Raw genomic sequence first — 17,835 nt, 5'->3', positions numbered from 1 at the left:
TCAGGCCAGCGCACCGCGGAACTCCCGTAATCCCTCGATCAACGCGAGAATCGATGGCCGGGCGTAGTGATCCGGCCGCCAGCCCGCGTACAGCGGCACGGTCAGCTGTCCGTCGGCGGTTTCGATCGGGATGGCACGCAGGCCGAACCGGACGAGGTCGGTCACCAGGCACACCTCGCCGCGGCCGGCCGCGCGGGCCTGGGCGACGCTGGGGGAGCCGGTTTCGTTCAGCTCCGACGGCACGAGCCCGGCCCGGTGGAACGCCTCGTCCACCACCAGCCGCGCCGCGTTGCTGCGGTTCATCACCAGCAGCGGCTCGGTGGCCAGCTCCGTCAGCGGGATCGAGTCCGCCTCGTACCAGCGGTGATCCGGCCGCACCTGCGCGCTGACCGGCACCCGGCCCAGCGCGGCGGTTTCCAGCTGCGCGGGCGGCGGGGACGTCGAGATGCCAAGGTCGGCGCTGCTGTGCAGGAGCCGGTCGAAAACCTGGTCGGGCGCGACCGGGAACGCGTCCCGCAGCACCGGCCCGGCCTTGCCGCTGGCCATGAACGGCGCCAGCAGACTGTCCACTGTGCTCGGCGGCGCGACGAGGGTGAGCGGGGTGTCTTCGGTGCGGCCGATCGCGGCCATCACCGCGCTCGCCTCCTCGGCGCGGCGCACCAGGTCCTGGGCGATCGGCACGAACCGGGTGCCCGCCGCGCTGAGCGTGAGCGAACCCGGCGAGCGCGAGAACAACGTCACCCCGAGTTCGGTCTCCAGCGCTCTCAGTTGCCGCGACAGCGACGGTTGCGCGACCCGGACCGCACGTGCCGCGGCGGTGACCGAGCCCTCGCGGGCGACGGCCAGGAAATAACGCACCACGCGCAGTTCCACCTATGCCTCCGAGGTATCGGAATCGGTCCGGACAGGTATTGGACAGCATAGGCCCCGCGACGAAGACTCTGGGGAACACCGCCGCCAGGGAGTAGCCCATGAATCACGCCGCCGCACCGACTGCCGGGCGCCGGGCCGCGCTCGCCTCCTTCGCCGGCACGGCGATCGAGTGGTACGACTTCTACCTTTACGGAACCGCCTCCGCGCTGGTCTTCGGCAAGCTCTTCTTCCCGGAACTGAACCCGGCGACCGGCGTGCTCGCCGCGTTCGGCACGTTCTGGGTCGGCTTCCTCGCGCGGCCGCTGGGCGGGATCGTGTTCGGCCACCTCGGCGACCGGGTCGGGCGCAAGAACACGCTGGTCGTGACGCTGCTGCTGATGGGCTTCGCGACCTTCGCGGTCGGATTGCTGCCGACCTACGCCAAGATCGGCATCGCCGCTCCGTTGCTGCTCGTCGCGCTCCGGGCGGTGCAGGGCGTCGCGGTCGGCGGCGAATGGGGCGGTGCGGTCGTGCTCGCCGCGGAGAACGCGCCTGCCGGACGCGGTTCGTACTTCGCCATGTTCGCGCAGCAGGGTTCGCCCGCCGGATCGATTCTGTCCACAGTGGTCTTCCTGGCTGTGGGGGCGTTGCCGGACGAGCAGTTCCTGACCTGGGGCTGGCGGGTGCCGTTCCTGCTGTCCGGCGTGCTCGTCGCGTTGGGACTGGTGATCCGGCTGAAGGTCGAGGAACCGGCGGAGTTTGTGCGCGCCAAGGCGAACGCCGCCGTCGCGAAGGTGCCGCTGGTCGAGGTCCTGCGCACCGCCTGGCGCACCGTGCTGCTCGGCATCGGCGCGAGCATCATGGGCATCGCCGCCGCGTACTTCAGCAACACGTTCGTCCTCGCCTGGTCCACGAACGAACTCGGCATCGGACGTCAGACGATGCTGTACGTGCTGCTCGGCGTGTCGGTCGTGCAGTTCTGCTGGCAGCCGTTCGCGGCGCGGCTGGCCGAACGCTTTGGTGAAACGCGGTTCATGGCCGTCTCGCTGGCTGGCAACATCGTGGTGACGGTGCCGATGTATCTGCTGATCGCGTCCGGCAACGCGGGGCTGGCGTTCGTCGGCATCGCAGTCGCGACAGTGTTCGGGTCCGGCTATTACGCGGTGCTCGCCGGATTCCTTACCCGTGGGTTCCCGATCCACCTGCGCTACACCGGAATCTCGCTGTCCTACCAGCTGTGCAGCACGATCTTCGGCGGCACCACGCCGTTCATCGCGCAAGCCCTGCTCAACGCGACGCACGGCGCGATCTGGGCGGTCGTCATCTACCACGTCGCGCTGCTCACGCTGACCCTGACCTGTGTGCTCGCGCTGGCCCGCCGGACCGCGGCCATTGCCGAAGCCGAGAAAACCCTTACCCGACAAGGATGAGCCAAGTGCGTCTCAACGCTTTATTCCACAATGGACGATTCACCACCCTGGACCGCGACCGTCCACACGCGACCGCACTGGGCGTGATCGGCGGCCGGATCGTCGGCTTCGACGAGGACGTACGGGGCCTCTCCGCCGACGTGGTGGTCGACCTTGGCGGTGCCCCGGTCGTCCCCGGCCTCAACGACGCGCATCATCACTTGAGCATGCGCGGCAAGCGGGTCCGCGAACTGGACGTGTCCGCCGAAGCCGCGCCGACGCTCGATGCGCTCTACCGCGCGGTCGAGGAACGGGCTGCTGGCCTGCCCGCCGACGCCTGGGTGACCGGCGCTGGCTACGACCAGAACAAGATCGGCGCACATCCCACCGCGGAAGCCCTGCACCGAGCCGCCGGAGGACGACCGGTCTGGCTCACGCACACGTCGCGGCACATGGCGGTGGCGAGCACCGAAGCCTTTGCCCTGGCCGGTTATCCGGACCGGTTGGGCGTGCCGGACGTGCCCGGCGGCACCGTGGTGCGCGACGAAGACGGCCGCGCCACCGGGCTGCTGCAGGAACGCGCGACCGTACTCGTGGACCACCTGCTGCGGCCCGAGGCGACCGAAGAGGTCATCGCCAACATCGCCGCCGGCGCGCACGCGGCCCTCGCCGACGGCCTGACCAGCGTCACCGAACCCGGCATCGGCACCGTCGACGGCATCGGCCACGGCCGCGCGGACCTCGATTCCTTCCAACGCACCCGGGAACGCGGCAAACTGGGCGTGCGGATGACGGTGATGCCCTACATCACCGCCCTGCGCGACTGCGGCCCGTTCGAACCGGGCGGCGACTGGTTCGGGCTGGACCTCGGCCTGCGCACCGGCGTCGGCGACGACCGGCTGCGCATCGGCCCGGTCAAAATCCTCTCCGACGGCTCGCTGATCGGCCGGTCCGCCGCGATGTGCTGCGAGTACGAGGACACCCCCGGCAACCAGGGACTGATGCTGTTCGAGCCGGACGAACTGCGCCGCTACATCCTCGAAGCACACCGATGCCACTGGCAGATCGCGACGCACGCGATCGGCGACGCGGCCCTCGGTGCCGTGCTCGATGCGTACGAGGAAGCGCAGCAGAAGTACCCGCGCGAGGACGTCCGGCACCGCATCGAACACTGCGCGGTCGCCGACGATGCCGCGGTCGCTCGGATCGCCGCGCTGGGTGTGATTCCGGTGCCACAGGGCCGATTCCTGTCCGAGATCGGGGACGGCCTGCTCGCCGCGCTCGGTCCGGAACGCAGCCGACTGGCGTATCGGATGCGGAGCTTCCTCGACGCCGGAGTGGTCTTGCCGGGCAGCACGGACGCCCCGGTGGTCGCCGCGTCGCCGTTGCTGAGCATCCACGACATGGTCAACCGGCGGACCGCGTCGGGGCAGCCGATCGGGCTGGAGGAGGCGGTGACCCCGGAGGAAGCGTTGCGTGCTTACACGGTTGGTTCGGCGTATGCGGTGCATGAGGAGACGGTCAAGGGGACGCTGAGCCGGGGGAAGCTGGCCGACTTCACGGTGTTGAGCGATGACCTGCTTACCGTTGCGCCGGAACGAATCGGGGAGATCAGCGTCGGAGCGACTGTGGTGGGCGGCGAGGTCGCCTACAACGACGGGGCCGCGCACGGAAGTCCGTGAAGGACCCCTTGAGGGAATCTAGGTCCGTGAAGGGGTCCTTCACGGACGGCGGAGGGCAATGGCCGGGGCTGGCTCGTGACTGCTGGACCATCCACAAAGGACGCCAGGCCCGTCGAATTGTCCGATTGATGCCCGTGTGGCCGTATCCGAAGGTCCGTGAGGGGAACCCTGAGGGAATCAAGGCCCGTGAGGGTTCCCCTCACGGACGACCGCTCCCGCCGCCCCGTCGGTCCGGCAAGAGCTGGTGCGGCACCCATAGCGCGGCGTTAATCCCCGGGCGCTGGAAGCTAATTTACTCAAGGGGCCCTTCACGGACCTCCCTGGCCAGCGCAGTAAGAAGGGCGGGTGCGACGCCGTTGTCGCACCCGCCCGGCAGCCGGGATCAGCGCGGCGGCAGTGACGCGCTGGCCCCGAAACTGAACGGAGCCAGGCGCGGCGACGTTGACGCGCCTGGCTCCGAGTCCTCAGGAGATCGGCCGGTCCGTCGGCGCGATCGGGGCCGGGAGCACGCCCCGGCCGGTGAGGAAGGCGTCCACGCCGGCCGCGCACGAGCGGCCCTCCGCGATTGCCCACACGATCAGCGACTGTCCGCGGCCCATGTCGCCCGCCACGAACACATTGTCCACAGTGGTCTGGAAGTTCTTGTCTCGCACGACGTTGCCGCGCTGGTCCAGTTCCACGCCCAGGTCGGTCAGCAGGCCCTCGCGCTGCGGGCCGAGGAAGCCCATCGCCAGCAGCACCAGCTGCGCGGGCAGTTCGGTCTCGGTGCCCTCGACCGGCACGAACTTGCCGCCCTCGTTGCGCACCTCCACCAGCTTCAGCGCGCGCACCCGGCCGTCCTCATCGGACAGGAACTCCTGGGTGTTGACCGAGTACAGCCGCTCGCCACCCTCCTCGTGGGCGGACGTGACCCGGTAGATCATCGGGTACATCGGCCACGGGTGCGCCTCCGACCGCGACTCCGGCGGCTTCGGCATGATCTCCAGCTGGGTCACCGATTTCGCGCCCTGCCGGTGCGACGTGCCGACGCAGTCCGCGCCGGTGTCGCCGCCGCCGATGACCACGACGTCGAGGCCCTTGGCCGAGTACGGCGACTCGGCCAGCTCGCCCGCCGCGACCCGGTTGGCCGGCGGCAGGAACTCCATCGCCTGGTAGATGCCCTCGGCCGAACGGCCCTCGATCGGCAGATCGCGCCACGCCGTCGCGCCGCCCGCCAGCACCACCGCGTCGTGCTCGGACTGGAGCTGCTCGACGGTGATGTCCACGCCGACGTTCACCGACGTCCGGAATTCCGTGCCCTCGGCGCGCATCTGGTCGAGGCGGCGGTCGAGGCGGAACTTCTCCATTTTGAACTCGGGAATGCCGTACCGCAGAAGCCCGCCGATCTTGTCCGCCCGCTCGTAGACCACGACGGTGTGGCCCGCGCGGGTCAGCTGCTGCGCGGCGGCCAGCCCGGACGGACCGGACCCGACCACGGCGACCTTCTTGCCGGTCTTCGTGACCGGGACCTGCGGCGTGACCCAGCCCTCCTCGAAGGCCCGGTCGATGATCGAGATCTCGACCCGCTTGATCGACACCGGGTCGTCGTTGATGCCGAGCACGCAGGCGGTTTCGCACGGTGCCGGGCACAGCGTGCCGGTGAACTCCGGGAAGTTGTTCGTGGCGTGCAGCCGTTCCGCGGCCTGCTGCCAATCCTCCCGCCACACCAGCGTGTTCCACTCCGGGATCAGGTTCCCGAGCGGACAGCCCTGGTGACAGAACGGGATCCCGCAGTCCATGCAGCGGCCGGCCTGCTTTTCCAGCTTGGTCGACGCGAAGTCCTCGTAGACCTCCCGCCAGTCCAGCAGCCGCAGGTCCACCGGACGCCGCTTCGGTTCCTCGCGCGTGGTGGTCAGAAAGCCCTTGGGGTCAGCCATGTGCGGCCTCCATGATCGCCTCGTTCACGTCCCGGCCGTCCCGCTCTGCCGCGACCTGGGCGGCGAGCACGCGCTTGTAGTCCTTGGGCATGACCTTGCCGAACCGGTCGACCGCACTGTCCCAGTCCGCCAGCAATGCCCGCGCGACGGCGGATTCGGTTTCGTTGTAATGCTTTTCGATGGTTTCGCGCAGGAAGTCGACGTCCGCGGTGTCGAGCGGGTCGATGTCGACCATCTCCGGGTTGACCCGGTGCGCCGGCAGGTCCAGCACGTACGCGACGCCGCCGGACATGCCCGCCGCGAAGTTGCGGCCGATGTTGCCCAGGACGACCATCCGGCCGCCGGTCATGTACTCGCCGCCGTGGTCGCCCACGCCCTCGACGACCGCCAGCGCGCCGGAGTTGCGCACGCAGAACCGTTCGCCCACCTGGCCGCGGATGAAGATCTCGCCGCTCGTGGCCCCGTACGCGATCACGTTGCCCGCGATGATGTGGTTCTCCGCGACGATCGGCGATTCCTTCGGCGGCCGCACGACGATCCGCCCGCCGGACAGGCCCTTGCCGACGTAGTCGTTGCCGTCGCCGTAGAGCCGCAGCGTGATGCCCTTCGGCACGAACGCGCCGAACGACTGGCCCGCGGTGCCGGTGAAGGTGACGTCGATGGTGTCGTCGGGAAGGCCTTCGCCGCCCCACTTCTTCGTCAGCTCCGAGCCGAGCATGGTGCCGACGGTCCGGTTCACGTTGCGCACCGGCAGTTCCAGCCGCACCTTGTCGCCCGCCGCCAGCGCACCCTCGGCGAGCTGGATCAGCGTGTTGTCCAGTGCCTTGTCCAGCCCGTGGTCCTGTTTGACGGTCTGGTGCCGCACCGCGCGCGGCGGCAGCTCGGGCACGTGGAAGATCGGCGACAGGTCGAGCCCGGCGGCCTTCCAGTGGTCCACCGCCTTGCGCTTGTCGAGCAGCTCGGCGTGGCCAACGGCCTCCTCGACGGACCGGAAACCCAGCTCCGCCAGGTACTCCCGGACCTCCTGCGCGATGAACTCGAAGAAGTTCACCACGTAGTCCGCCTTGCCGCTGAACTTCTCGCGCAGCTTCGGGTTCTGCGTCGCGACGCCGACCGGACAGGTGTCGAGGTGGCACACGCGCATCATGATGCAGCCCGATACCACCAGCGGCGCGGTCGCGAAGCCGAACTCCTCGGCGCCGAGCAGCATCGCGATCATGACGTCGCGGCCGGTCTTGAGCTGGCCGTCGGTCTGCACCACGATCCGGTCGCGCAGCCGGTTGGCCAGCAGCGTCTGCTGCGTTTCGGCGAGGCCAAGCTCCCACGGCCCGCCCGCGTGCTTGATCGAGGACAGCGGCGAGGCGCCGGTGCCGCCGTCGTGGCCGGAGATCAGCACGACGTCCGCGTGCGCCTTGGACACACCCGCGGCGACCGTGCCGACGCCGACCTCGGACACGAGCTTCACGTGGATGCGCGCGTCCGGGTTGGCGTTCTTGAGGTCGTGGATCAGCTGCGCCAGGTCCTCAATGGAGTAGATGTCGTGGTGCGGCGGCGGGGAAATCAGCCCGACGCCCGGCGTGGAGTGCCGCGTCTTCGCGATCCACGGGTACACCTTGCCGCCGGGCAATTGCCCGCCCTCACCGGGCTTCGCGCCCTGCGCCATCTTGATCTGGATGTCGTCGGAGTTCACCAGGTACTCGCTGGTGACGCCGAACCGGCCGCTCGCGACCTGCTTGACCGCGCTGCGGCGCTCCGGGTCGTACAGCCGCTCCGGGTCCTCGCCGCCCTCGCCGGTGTTCGACTTGCCGCCGAGGCGGTTCATCGCGATCGCCAGCGTCTGGTGCATTTCCATCGAGATCGAGCCGTACGAGATGGCCCCGGTGGCGAACCGCTTCACGATCTCCGAAACCGGCTCGACCTCCTCGATCGGCACCGGCGTGCGGTCGCCGAACTTGAAGTCGAACAGCCCGCGCAGCGTCAGCAGCTTCTCGGCCTGGTCGTTGACCGCCTTCGTGTACTCCTTGAAGACCTCGTACTTCCCGGAGCGAGTGGAGTGCTGCAGCTTGAACACCGTCTGCGGGTTGAACAGGTGCGGCTCGCCCTCGCGCCGCCACTGGTAGTCCGCGCCGGTTTCCAGCTCGCGGTGGCTCGCCCGGACGCCGTCGGCGGGGAACGCCCGCACGTGCCGCCGCGCAACCTCGTCGGCGAGGGTGTCGAAGCCGACGCCGCCGAGCCGCGAAGTGGTTCCGGTGAAACAGGTGTCGATCACTTCGGCGCCGAGACCGACCGCCTCGAAGATCTGCGCGCCGGTGTAGGAGGCCACAGTGGACACGCCCATCTTGGACATGGTCTTGCGGACACCCTTGCCGAGCGCCTTGATCAGGTTCGTGGTGGCCTGCTTGGGAGTCACGCCCGGGATGAGGCCCCGGTGCGCCATCTCCTCGACGGTCGCCATCGCCAGGTACGGGTTCACCGCGGCCACGCCGTAGCCGACCAGCAGCGCGATGTGGTGCACCTCGCGCGCGTCGCCTGCCTCCACGATGAGGCCGACCTGCGTGCGCGTCTTCTCCCGCACCAGGTGGTGGTGCACCGCGCCGGTGAGCAGCAGCGACGGGATCGGCGCGTGGTCGGCGTCGACCCCGCGGTCGGACAGCACGATCAGCCGCGCGCCGTCCTCGATCGCCTCGGACACCTCGGCGCGGATCTCGTCGAGCCGCTTGACCAGCGCCTCGCCGCCGCCGTGCACGTTGTACCGGCCCATGACGGTGACCGCCTGGAACTCCGGCAGGTCGCCGTCGTCGTTGACGTGCACCAGTTTCGCCAGCTGGTCGTTGTCCAGCACCGGGAACGGCAGCACGATCCGGCGGCACGACGACGCGTCCGCGGCCAGCAGGTTCGGCTCCGCGCCGATCTGCGTGCCGAGCGCGGTCACCAGCTCCTCGCGGATCGCGTCCAGCGGCGGGTTGGTCACCTGGGCGAAGAGCTGGATGAAGTAGTCGAACAGCGGACGCGAACCCGACGAGAGCGACGCGAGCGGCGAGTCGTTGCCCATCGACCCGATCGGCTCCGCTCCGGTGCGGGCCATCGGCTCGAGGATGGTCTCCAGCTCTTCCTCGGTGTAACCGAACGCCTGCTGCCGGCGCACGAGCGCGGCGTGCAGCGGGACCTCGCGGTCGCGCTCGGGCAGCTCCTCCAGGCGGAGCAGCCCGGCGTCGACCCATTCGTCGTACGGGTGCTGCGAAGCCAGTTCGCCCTTGATCTCCTCGTCCTCGACGATCCGCCCGGCGACGGTGTCGACGAGGAACATCCGGCCCGGCTCCAGCCGTCCCTTGCGGACGATCTTCGCCTGGTCCAGCTCCAGCACGCCGACCTCGCTGGCGAGCACCACGAGCCCGTCGTCGGTCACCCAGTAGCGGCCGGGACGGAGGCCGTTGCGGTCCAGCACCGCGCCGATCTGCGCGCCGTCGGTGAAGGCCACCAGCGCCGGCCCGTCCCACGGCTCCATGAGCGTGGAGTGGAATTCGTAGAAGGCGCGGCGCGCGGGGTCCATTTCCTGATGGTTCTCCCAGGCTTCCGGGATCATCATCAGCACCGAATGCGGCAGCGACCGGCCGCCGAGGTGCAGCAGCTCCAGCACCTCGTCGAAGGACGCCGAGTCGCTCGCCCCGCGCGTGATGACCGGGTAGATGCGCTTGAGGTCGCCCGGGATCAGGTCGGTCTCCAGCAGCGCCTCGCGGGCGTCCATCCAGTTGCGGTTGCCCTTGAGCGTGTTGATCTCGCCGTTGTGCGCCACGTAGCGGTACGGATGCGCGAGCGGCCACGACGGGAAAGTGTTGGTGGAGAAACGGGAGTGCACCAGGCCGATGGCGCTCGTGACGCGCTCGTCGGTGAGGTCGAGGAAGAACTTCTCGACCTGCGGCTCGGTCAGCATTCCCTTGTAGACGATCGTGCGCGAGGACAGCGACGGGAAGTACACGTCGTCCTCGACCAGCTCGTGCTCGGCGCGCTTGCGCACGCAGAAGGCGGCGCGCTCAAGCGCGAGGCCGTCGAGATTGTTCTTGCGCCCCGCCAGGAAAAGCTGGGTGAAGTGCGGCATGCTCTGCGCGGCGGTGGGCCCGCAGTGCGCGGTGTCGACCGGCAGCTCGCGCCAGCCCACCACGCGCATGTCCTCCTCGGCGGCGATCCGCTCGATGGTGGTCATGGCGCGGCCGCGGCGTTTGCCGTCCTTCGGCAGGAAAGCGGTGCCGACGGCGTAGCTGCCTTCCGGAGGCAGCTCGAACCCGGCGACCTCGCGGTAGAACGCGTCCGGAACCTGGATGAGCAGGCCCGCGCCGTCCCCGGTGTCCGGTTCTGCCCCGCGTGCCCCGCGATGTTCCAGATTCTTCAACGCGACAAGGGCTTTCGCCACGATCTGATGGTCTCGGCGACCGGTCAGGTCCGCGACGAACGCCACCCCGCAGGCGTCGTGCTCGTAAGCGGGGTCATAGAGGCCGTCACTGGCCGGGGTGCTCGAACGGTGGGTCACGGCTGGCCGCCTCCCAAGGCGTTGGCGCGGTTTCGTTGCTCCGAAGAGGGGTTCAGCACTGAACCGGTTAACGAAGTGGTCCGGAACCGCGATGGTCAGTCGAGAAGGGAAACCATCCGGTGCCTTCGCTCTCGCGAGGCGCGGCACTGCGTCGCGATGCGTGGCTGACCGCGGCCGGTCGCAGACCGGGCCGGGTGCCGGATGGTTTGTCACCGCACGGCGATGGGCGGCGGAAAAAGTTCTGCACGTCGCTGTACAGGCGCACGCGCCGGTGTCGGTCGGCCTGTGTGGTGGGGGCCGGCCGGGCGCGTGGTGGTGACTCCCGGGTTCGCCGGGTCTTATGACGATAGTGTGAATTCGCTGTGATCGACATACGTCATCGCGCTCTCGTGGGAAAGGCCACGCATACGTTGACGGCCTCCGGGGTACTCCCATATGTCGGGCCGTCTCTCCCGAACCGCGGTCAGCGAAGGCGCTGACCTGCGTAAACCTGCCTGCCTGCCCGGTGTCAACCCCGCGGTGGCTCCTGGTTGACTGGGGGTCATGAGGGGGAACGCCGATGACTGATCGTTATCTGTCCGTGGCAGGAACCGGGCTGCACGAGATTGAAATACGGCGTTCACGGTTCCTGTGCGCGCTCGCTCCGGCAGCCGACGAGGCCGCCGCGCGGGAGGTCATTTCCGCCCGGCGGCGCGCCGAACCCGCCGCCCGGCACCACTGTCACGCGTTCGTCCTCGGTCCGGACGGCCGGACTCAGCGCTCCAGCGACGACGGCGAGCCCGCCGGGACGGCCGGAGTGCCGATGCTGGAGGTGTTGCGCCGCCGCGAGGTCACCGACACGGTCGCGGTGGTGTCGCGGCATTTCGGCGGCGTGCTGCTCGGCGCGGGCGGGCTGATCCGCGCGTACGGGCAGGCGGTGTCGGACGCGCTCGACGCGGTAGGCCTGGTGGAGTACCGGCGGCTGCGGCTGTTCGACGTAACGATGGACTACACGCGGGCCGGCCGTTTCGAGAACGACCTCCGCGCCTCGCCGTACGTGCTGCACGAGACGCGGTTCGAGGCGGCGGCGCACTTCGAGGTCGGGCTGACGCCCGGCGAGGAGGAACGATTCAGCGGCTGGCTCGCCGACCTCACCGGCGGCGAAGCGGTCGCGGTCGAGCTGGGGGAGGAGTGGGTGCGCGGGTAGCCGTGCCCCCGAAGATCAAGCTGCCACAGGCTTTCCGCCCAACGCGCGCGCCCCGGCTTCGGTGAGCACCGCGCGTACCCGTTCCCCGCATTCTCCGTCCTCGGCGCGGGCGATCAGCCCCTTGCGGACGAGGTCGCGGACGGTGCCCTGGTCGCAGCAGCTCAGCCCGTCGACGAACAAGTCCGGTTCGCAGCTGCAGCTGATTTCCGCGTGCCCTTCGGCGACGGCACGCAGGGTGGCCCGCTCCCGATGGTTCAGCTCGGCAGTCACGGCGGTCCCTCCTTCTGTCCCGGCCCCTGTGTACCCCGGGAACGGTTCCAGTGTCCGTCGCGATTGCCGGGTTGTCGCGTATTTCACTCCTTTTTACGGGGGTATGTCGCGGGGTAATCTCGGGGTACCCCTCATACGCCCCACCATGCCCGCGCCAGGGATACGAAAGTAGGTTCCGGCGGCGCCGGGAGCACGTCGAGGTACCAGCGGAAGTTGCTGTACACGTGCAGAAGCGTGTACGCGAGGCAGCGGCGGGAGAAGTCCGGGCCGAGGTCGGCGGGACGGTAACCGTAAGCGAGCAGAAGCCGCCGCAGAAATGCCGGGTCGCCGCCGGAAACGAACAGGCCGACCGCCGCGAACTCGTATTCCGGCGCGCCGCGCATCGCCGGTTCGAAATCGAACAGGCCGGTCAGCCGCCAGCCATCCCCGTCGCGGGTGACCATCAGATGGTCGCGCATGACTTCGGTGTGCAACGGCACGGTTTCCGGCGTGCCCAGGTCGACCGTGCTCATGAACTCCGGCAGCTGGGCAATCCAGTGTTCGTCCAAAGTGGTCTTGCGGTGGTGCTCGACCAGCTTTTCGCGTTGCCCGGCAAGGAACGCGGCCCAGTCCGGCGGGCCGAGCACGGACAGCGCCGGATCGCGTACGGAGTGCAAAGTGGACAGCGCCTCGCCGATCTTCGGGGCGAGCGCCAGCCGGTCCGCTGTGGACAGTTCCGGCCAGACCTGCTTGAGCGTGCGCCCGGGCAGCCGTTCCATCACGACGTAACCCCAGCCGTCGCGCGTTCCGGCGTGCACGACGCCCGGAGTGGGAATGGGGAGTTTGCCGTGCAGGACTTCGAGCATCGTGCGCTCGGTGGCCAGCTCGTCGAGGTACACCGGCGGGTAGAGCTTCAGGACGAGCTGGTCGCCGACGGCGTACACCGGCAGTGAACCGTCGGCGAACGGCACCGGTTCGCCGGGCTCGCCGAGCGTGCGGAGAAGGTCACGTACCGCGGGCAAGAGCCCGTCGCGGGTCAGCTGGTCGAACTCGGCCGCAGTGGCGGCGGGCGGGAACATGCGCTGAAGGTAACCGTGGGCGACGACCCGGCGTAGCGAATTACCGGCTGCGTTCGAGCAAGGTGCGCACGGCTGGGCCGATGAGCCGTTCGATCTCGTCCGCGGGCGCGGTGGCCAGCGGCTCCTTGCGGGTGATCGAGCGGACCAGGCCGATGCCGAGCAGCCAGGCCATCGCGAGGTCGGCGCGGAGTTCCGCGTCCGGCGCGTCGGTGAGCCCGGACAGCGCGCGGGTGTACTCGGCGTCGAGCTGCCCGCGGAGCGCTTCGTCGGCGCGATTGGTGCCGGACGACCGCAGGTAGGTCTCGATGGAGCGGGACGCCGCGTCGTCGCGCTCGAGGAGGCTGCGCAGCGCCGCGGAGAACAGCCGCTCGGGTGGCGTCGTTTCGACCTGGGCCAGCCCGCCGCGCGCCATCACGTGCTCGAACAGCGCGTCTTTGCTGCCGAAGTACCGGAACAGCAGCGCCTGGTTGACGCCGGCGCGGTTCGCGATGTCGCGCACCGTGGTGCGGTCGAAGCCGCGTTCGGCGAACAGATCGGCCGCGGCGTCCAGCAACGCGGCCTTCGTGGCCGTGGCGTCGCGTTTGCGCGAAGGCTGGTCCGCGGCCATCCGGTTTCCCCCTGGTATGCGCTGGTGTGCGCGACGAGGTTAACCCGGCGGGCCGCGGTCTGGCCGGGCGAACTACGCGGACCAGGCGACCGGCAGCTCCTCGACGCCGTAGACGAGCGCGTTGTGCTTGTACGCCAAAGATTCCTTCGGCACCGCCAGCCGCAGGTCCGGCGCCCGGCGGAACAACGCGGTCAGCGCCTCCTGCATCTCGACCCTGGCGAGCTGCTGCCCGACGCACTGGTGCGCGCCGAACCCGAAGGCGACGTGCGTCCGGGGCGATTCGCGGGTGAAGTCCAGCTGGTCGGCGCGCGGATAGCGGTCCTCGTCGTGGTTGGCCGAGTTCAGCGCGGCAATCAGCCAGTCACCCTCGGCCACCGTCTGGTCGCCGACCTTGACCTCTTCGGTGGCATAACGCAGTACGCCGAACTGCACCACCGACAGGTATCGCAGCAGCTCCTCGACCGCGCGCGGCGGGTCGGCGAGGGCTTGTGCGCGCTGCTCCGGACGTTCCAGCAGCAGAAGCGTGCTGAGCGCGATCATGTTGGCGGTGGTCTCGTGCCCGGCGACCAGGAGGCTGAGCCCGAGCATGATCAGCTCGTCCAGATCCAGCGGTTCCCCGGAGGCCTCGGCCCGGACGATCAGCTTGCTGAACAGGTCGTCCCGCGGGTCCTGCTGTTTGCCGGCGAAGAGTTTCCCCAGGTAGCCGGCCAGTTCGTGGTAGGCCTGTGCGGAGGCGCCCGCTTCCAGGCCGGTGCTGACCAGCAGGCTGCTTTGGTGCTGGAACAGCTGGCGGTCGGCGTACGGGACGCCGAGCAGCTCGCAGATCGCCAGCGACGGGATCGGCAGCGCGAAGTCCTGCACCAGGTCGGTGCGGCCGGGCTTGGCGAGCATCGCGTCGAGATGCCGGTCGACCTGCTCGCGGACGTACTCGCGCAGCCGCTCCACCCGCCGGACGGTGAACTCGGCGACGACCATCTTGCGCAGCCGGGAATGCTCCGCCCCGTCGAGCTGGATGATCGAACCGGGGTCGACGTCGGCGTACGGGTCCAGATCGGGTTTGACGTGCGCCGACGAGGCCCCGCGCGAGCTGAATGCCGGGTCGGCGAGCACGGCGCGGACGTCGTCGTAGCGGGTGACCAGCCAGGTGTCGAACCCGGCCGGGCAGCGGATCCGCGACACTGGCGCGGCCTCCCGCAGCGTGGCGTACCCGGCGGGCGGGTCGAAGGGGCAGCCAGCGGTGCGTTCGGTCGGGAGAGCCAGAGGGTGGGTGGTCGGGAGTGCCGGGGTCTCGTGCGGCATGCGGACGGTGCCTTTCCTCCGACGGTGCGGGCACCTTCCACTCTGGAGACGTCCGCCCCGCCGTGCCGCGATCGCCCCGGATAGGCGACGGAAGGACCACAGCTCTGCCCGATTCTCCCCGCAGCGGTTAGACCGGTTCGGCGATCGGTTCGTCGGCGAAACGGCGGGCAACCCGTTCGGCTCCCGCGCGCGCCCGCGCGGTGGTGGCGAGGACGGCGAGCGCGATGGTGAGCGCGGAACCGCCCGCGACGGTCCACCAGGCGGTGGCGTAGCCGGTCAGCGGGGTGGCCGCGGCGGCGAGGATGGTGCCCGCGACCGCGACGCCGAGGGTCTGCCCGACCTGCCGCGAAGTGGACGCGACCGCCGCCGCGACCCCGGCCTGCGAGCGCGGCATGCCGCTCACCGCGGCATTGGTGATGGGCGGGTTCAGCAGCCCGAACCCCATGCCGAACACGCCGTACGCGATCGCGAGCAGCCACAGCGGCGTGGTCGCGGACGCGGTGGTGAGCACGACGGCGACGACGGTCATCGAGATCCCGGCGGTCAGCATCGGGATCCGCGCGCCGCGCTGGGCGACCAGGCGTCCGGCCAGCGGCGCGGCGATCGTCGCGGCCACGGCGGTCGGCAGCAGCATCAGGCCGGACTGCAGCGCCGACAGCCCGCGCACGTCCTGCAGGTAAAGCGGGGAGAGGAACAGGAACGTGCCGAACGCGGCGAGCCCGCACACCGCGCTCACGGTCGCCGACGAGAACGGCACGCTCCGGAAGAACCGCAGCTCGACCAGCGGTTCCCGGCGGCGCAGCTCCCAGCGGATCAACGCGAGCAAGGCGAGCACGCCGACTCCGGCGAAGCTGAGGATCACCGGCGAACCCCAGCCGAGCCGCTCGCCTTCGATCGCGGCGGTCACCACCGAACCGAGCAGCACCACCACCAGCACTTGGCCGACCGGATCCGACCGACGCGGGTGTGGTGCGCGCGAGTCCGGCACGTAGCGCGCGGTCAGCACGAGCGCGGCGACGACCACCGGGACGTTGACCCAGAAGATCGCCCGCCAGCCGATGCTCTCGGTGAGCACGCCGCCGAGCACCGGGCCGACGCCCAGCGAGATGCCGACGATCGACCCCCACACCCCGATCGCCCGCGCCCGCTCGCCGGGGTCGGCGAAGACGTTCGTGATGATCGACATCGCGACCGGGTTCAGCATCGCGCCGCCGAGCGCCTGCACGATCCGCGCGGCGACCAGCCAGCCGATCGACGGGGCGAGGCTGCACAGCAGCGAGCCGAGTCCGAAAAGGACCAACCCGGCCATGAAGGTTCGCTTGCGCCCCAACCGGTCTCCGGTGGCCCCGCCGAGCATCAGGAAGCAGGCGATCACGAGCGTGTACGCGTCGATCGTCCACTGCAGACCGTTGATCGACGCGTCGAGATCGGTGCGGATGACCGGGAGCGCGACGTTGACGATGGTGTTGTCCATCGCGACGACGAGGATGCTGGAGCACAGGATCGCGAGAATCCCGAAGCGTCCGCGTGCGGTGTCGGCTCCCATTCAGTGCTCCGTCCAGTCGGTGGTGAGGTTTTCGTCCGTTGTCCACACTTCGGCGGCGTGCCCGTCCGGGCGGACGAGAACGGCGGCTAAGCCGTGCCAGTCTCGGGTGGAGCGCACGACGTTCTCGGCCTCCGGCGCGACGGTGGTACCGAAAAGGACGAGAGTGAGACGGTCCGGCGACAGCGCGCGGTGGAGCGTGCGGCCGTCGGCGAGCGGAAGATTGGGCACGCGGCGGCCGACGAGACCGTCGTCCTCGGCGTAGGAAACATCGAGCCCGGACAGCCAGCCGCGCAGCTCGTCCGCGGTGTCGCCGTCGCGGCCGATGAGGTCGGACATCAAGTCGCGCAACGCTTTTCCGCCCGGCGTGAAGGTGACCATGAGCGCGGCTTGGGCGAGGGTGTTCGCCGCGAGCCGGGCCGCGATCGGGCGGCGTTCGGCGTCGTAGGACTGCGGGCCGTCGACGATCCGGCGCGGCGCGCGGCCGTGCACCTCCGCGGCGAGCTTCCACGCGAGGTTCGCCGCGTCCTGCACGCCGACGTTGAGCCCCTGGCCGCCCGCCGGAAGGTGGACGTGCGCGGCGTCGCCAGCGAGGAACACCCGGCCGGCGCGGTACTGCTCGACGTGCCGCGTGGTGTCGCCGGTTCGGGACGCCCAGATCACCTCGGTGATGCCGAAATCGTCGCCGGCGAGGCGTTTGAGGGTTTCGCGCAGCTCGGCTTCGTCCGGGATGCGGGCCTGGCGGCGCGCGGCTTCTTCCGGCGTGAGGCCGGTGTCGCCGGGCTCGTGGCCGAAGATGCGGTAGATGCCGCCGGGCAGCGGAAGCGCGCTGTACGAGCCGCGTTCGTGGTCCCAGTTGTGCGGCTGCGCGGGTGGACGTTCGAGGCGGACGTCGGCGAGGAAACCCATGGTGGACGCGGGAGTCCCGGGGAAAGCCAGACCGAGCGCGTGCCGGGTCGCGCTGTGCGCGCCGTCCGCGCCCACGACGTAGCCGGCCCGCTGGGTGTCGCCGGATTCCGAGACGATGGTGACGCCTTGTTCGTCCTGCGTCAGGTCAGCGAGTTTCCACCCGGGCTCGATCACGACGCCCTGTTCGGCGAGATGCTCGGCGAGCAGCCGCTCGGTCTCCGGCTGCGGGAGCAGGAGGACGAACGGGAACGAAGTGTCGAGCCGGGTGTAGTTCAACCGGTTCGGCAGAGCGGCGAAATGGGTGGCGGGCACCGGGTTTCCCTCGGCGACCATGCGCGCGGCCAGCGACCCTCGCTCGTCCGGCAGCGCATCGAAGAGTTCGAGGGTGCGCGGGTGGATCGTGGTCGCCCTCGACTGCCACACCCGGTCCGGATTCGCCTCGAACACCCGGACCGCCACCCCGGCCCGGTGCAGGAACGCGGCCGCCGCCATGCCAACGGGCCCGGCGCCGATCACTGCGACCTCGATCTCCATGGTTCCCCTCCGTCGCTCGCCTCGCGAACTCTCTTGACGTCAAGG

12 protein-coding genes are annotated in these 17,835 nt (G+C 69.9%); 3 read left to right on the top strand and 9 right to left on the bottom strand.

Annotated features, from left to right (window positions below):
* Positions 1-873: a LysR family transcriptional regulator gene (locus RPX00_RS00500; RefSeq protein WP_406636337.1), complete on the bottom strand. Its 873-nt coding sequence runs from the start codon at positions 871-873 to the stop codon at positions 1-3.
* A gap of 98 nt (positions 874-971) precedes the next feature.
* Between RPX00_RS00500 and RPX00_RS00495 the strand changes: the two genes are divergently transcribed.
* Entirely contained in the window at positions 972-2,282 is a 1,311-nt protein-coding gene (locus RPX00_RS00495; RefSeq protein ID WP_406636335.1) for an MFS transporter, read from the top strand.
* Positions 2,279-3,943 carry an amidohydrolase gene (locus tag RPX00_RS00490; protein ID WP_406636333.1) on the top strand — a complete coding sequence of 555 codons (1,665 nt, stop codon included), beginning with the start codon at positions 2,279-2,281 and terminating at the stop codon, positions 3,941-3,943. Before RPX00_RS00495 ends, RPX00_RS00490 begins: the two co-directional genes overlap by 4 nt.
* A gap of 464 nt (positions 3,944-4,407) precedes the next feature.
* Here the strand turns inward: RPX00_RS00490 and RPX00_RS00485 are convergent, their stop codons facing one another.
* A complete protein-coding gene (locus tag RPX00_RS00485; RefSeq protein ID WP_406636331.1) occupies positions 4,408-5,859 on the bottom strand; it encodes a glutamate synthase subunit beta in 1,452 nt (483 codons plus the stop codon).
* On the bottom strand, positions 5,852-10,384 hold the full coding sequence (gene gltB / locus RPX00_RS00480) for a glutamate synthase large subunit (RefSeq protein WP_406636329.1): 4,533 nt from the start codon (positions 10,382-10,384) through the stop codon (positions 5,852-5,854). Before gltB ends, RPX00_RS00485 begins: the two co-directional genes overlap by 8 nt.
* Before the next feature lie 559 nt (positions 10,385-10,943).
* Between gltB and RPX00_RS00475 the strand changes: the two genes are divergently transcribed.
* Entirely contained in the window at positions 10,944-11,570 is a 627-nt protein-coding gene (locus RPX00_RS00475; RefSeq protein ID WP_406636327.1) for a YigZ family protein, read from the top strand.
* A gap of 15 nt (positions 11,571-11,585) precedes the next feature.
* On the opposite strand, the gene RPX00_RS00470 is transcribed toward RPX00_RS00475, so the two are convergent.
* The 6 genes from RPX00_RS00470 to RPX00_RS00445 form a co-directional block, all read right to left on the bottom strand.
* The gene (locus RPX00_RS00470) at positions 11,586-11,840 is read right to left on the bottom strand and encodes a hypothetical protein (protein WP_406636325.1); all 255 of its coding nucleotides are present in this window, start codon (positions 11,838-11,840) and stop codon (positions 11,586-11,588) included.
* A 131-nt stretch (positions 11,841-11,971) separates the two neighbouring features.
* A complete protein-coding gene (locus tag RPX00_RS00465) occupies positions 11,972-12,898 on the bottom strand; it encodes an aminoglycoside phosphotransferase family protein (protein ID WP_406636323.1) in 927 nt (308 codons plus the stop codon).
* A 40-nt stretch (positions 12,899-12,938) separates the two neighbouring features.
* Positions 12,939-13,505 carry a TetR family transcriptional regulator gene (locus RPX00_RS00460; RefSeq protein ID WP_406636321.1) on the bottom strand — a complete coding sequence of 189 codons (567 nt, stop codon included), beginning with the start codon at positions 13,503-13,505 and terminating at the stop codon, positions 12,939-12,941.
* Positions 13,506-13,577: 72 nt separating this feature from the next.
* The gene (locus RPX00_RS00455; RefSeq protein ID WP_406636319.1) at positions 13,578-14,804 is read right to left on the bottom strand and encodes a cytochrome P450; all 1,227 of its coding nucleotides are present in this window, start codon (positions 14,802-14,804) and stop codon (positions 13,578-13,580) included.
* Positions 14,805-14,931: 127 nt separating this feature from the next.
* Positions 14,932-16,350, bottom strand: coding sequence for an MFS transporter (locus RPX00_RS00450; RefSeq protein WP_406636317.1), 1,419 nt, complete (start codon positions 16,348-16,350; stop codon positions 14,932-14,934).
* On the bottom strand, positions 16,351-17,790 hold the full coding sequence (locus tag RPX00_RS00445; RefSeq protein ID WP_406636315.1) for an FAD-dependent monooxygenase: 1,440 nt from the start codon (positions 17,788-17,790) through the stop codon (positions 16,351-16,353).
* Positions 17,791-17,835: the final 45 nt, after the last annotated feature.

The sequence above is a fragment of the Amycolatopsis sp. WGS_07 genome (assembly GCF_045278895.1).
In the GTDB taxonomy this organism is placed as follows: Bacteria; Actinomycetota; Actinomycetes; order Mycobacteriales; family Pseudonocardiaceae; genus Amycolatopsis.
Note: the sequence above shows the minus strand (reverse complement) of the source record. Positions and strands in the feature narration are given on the sequence as shown.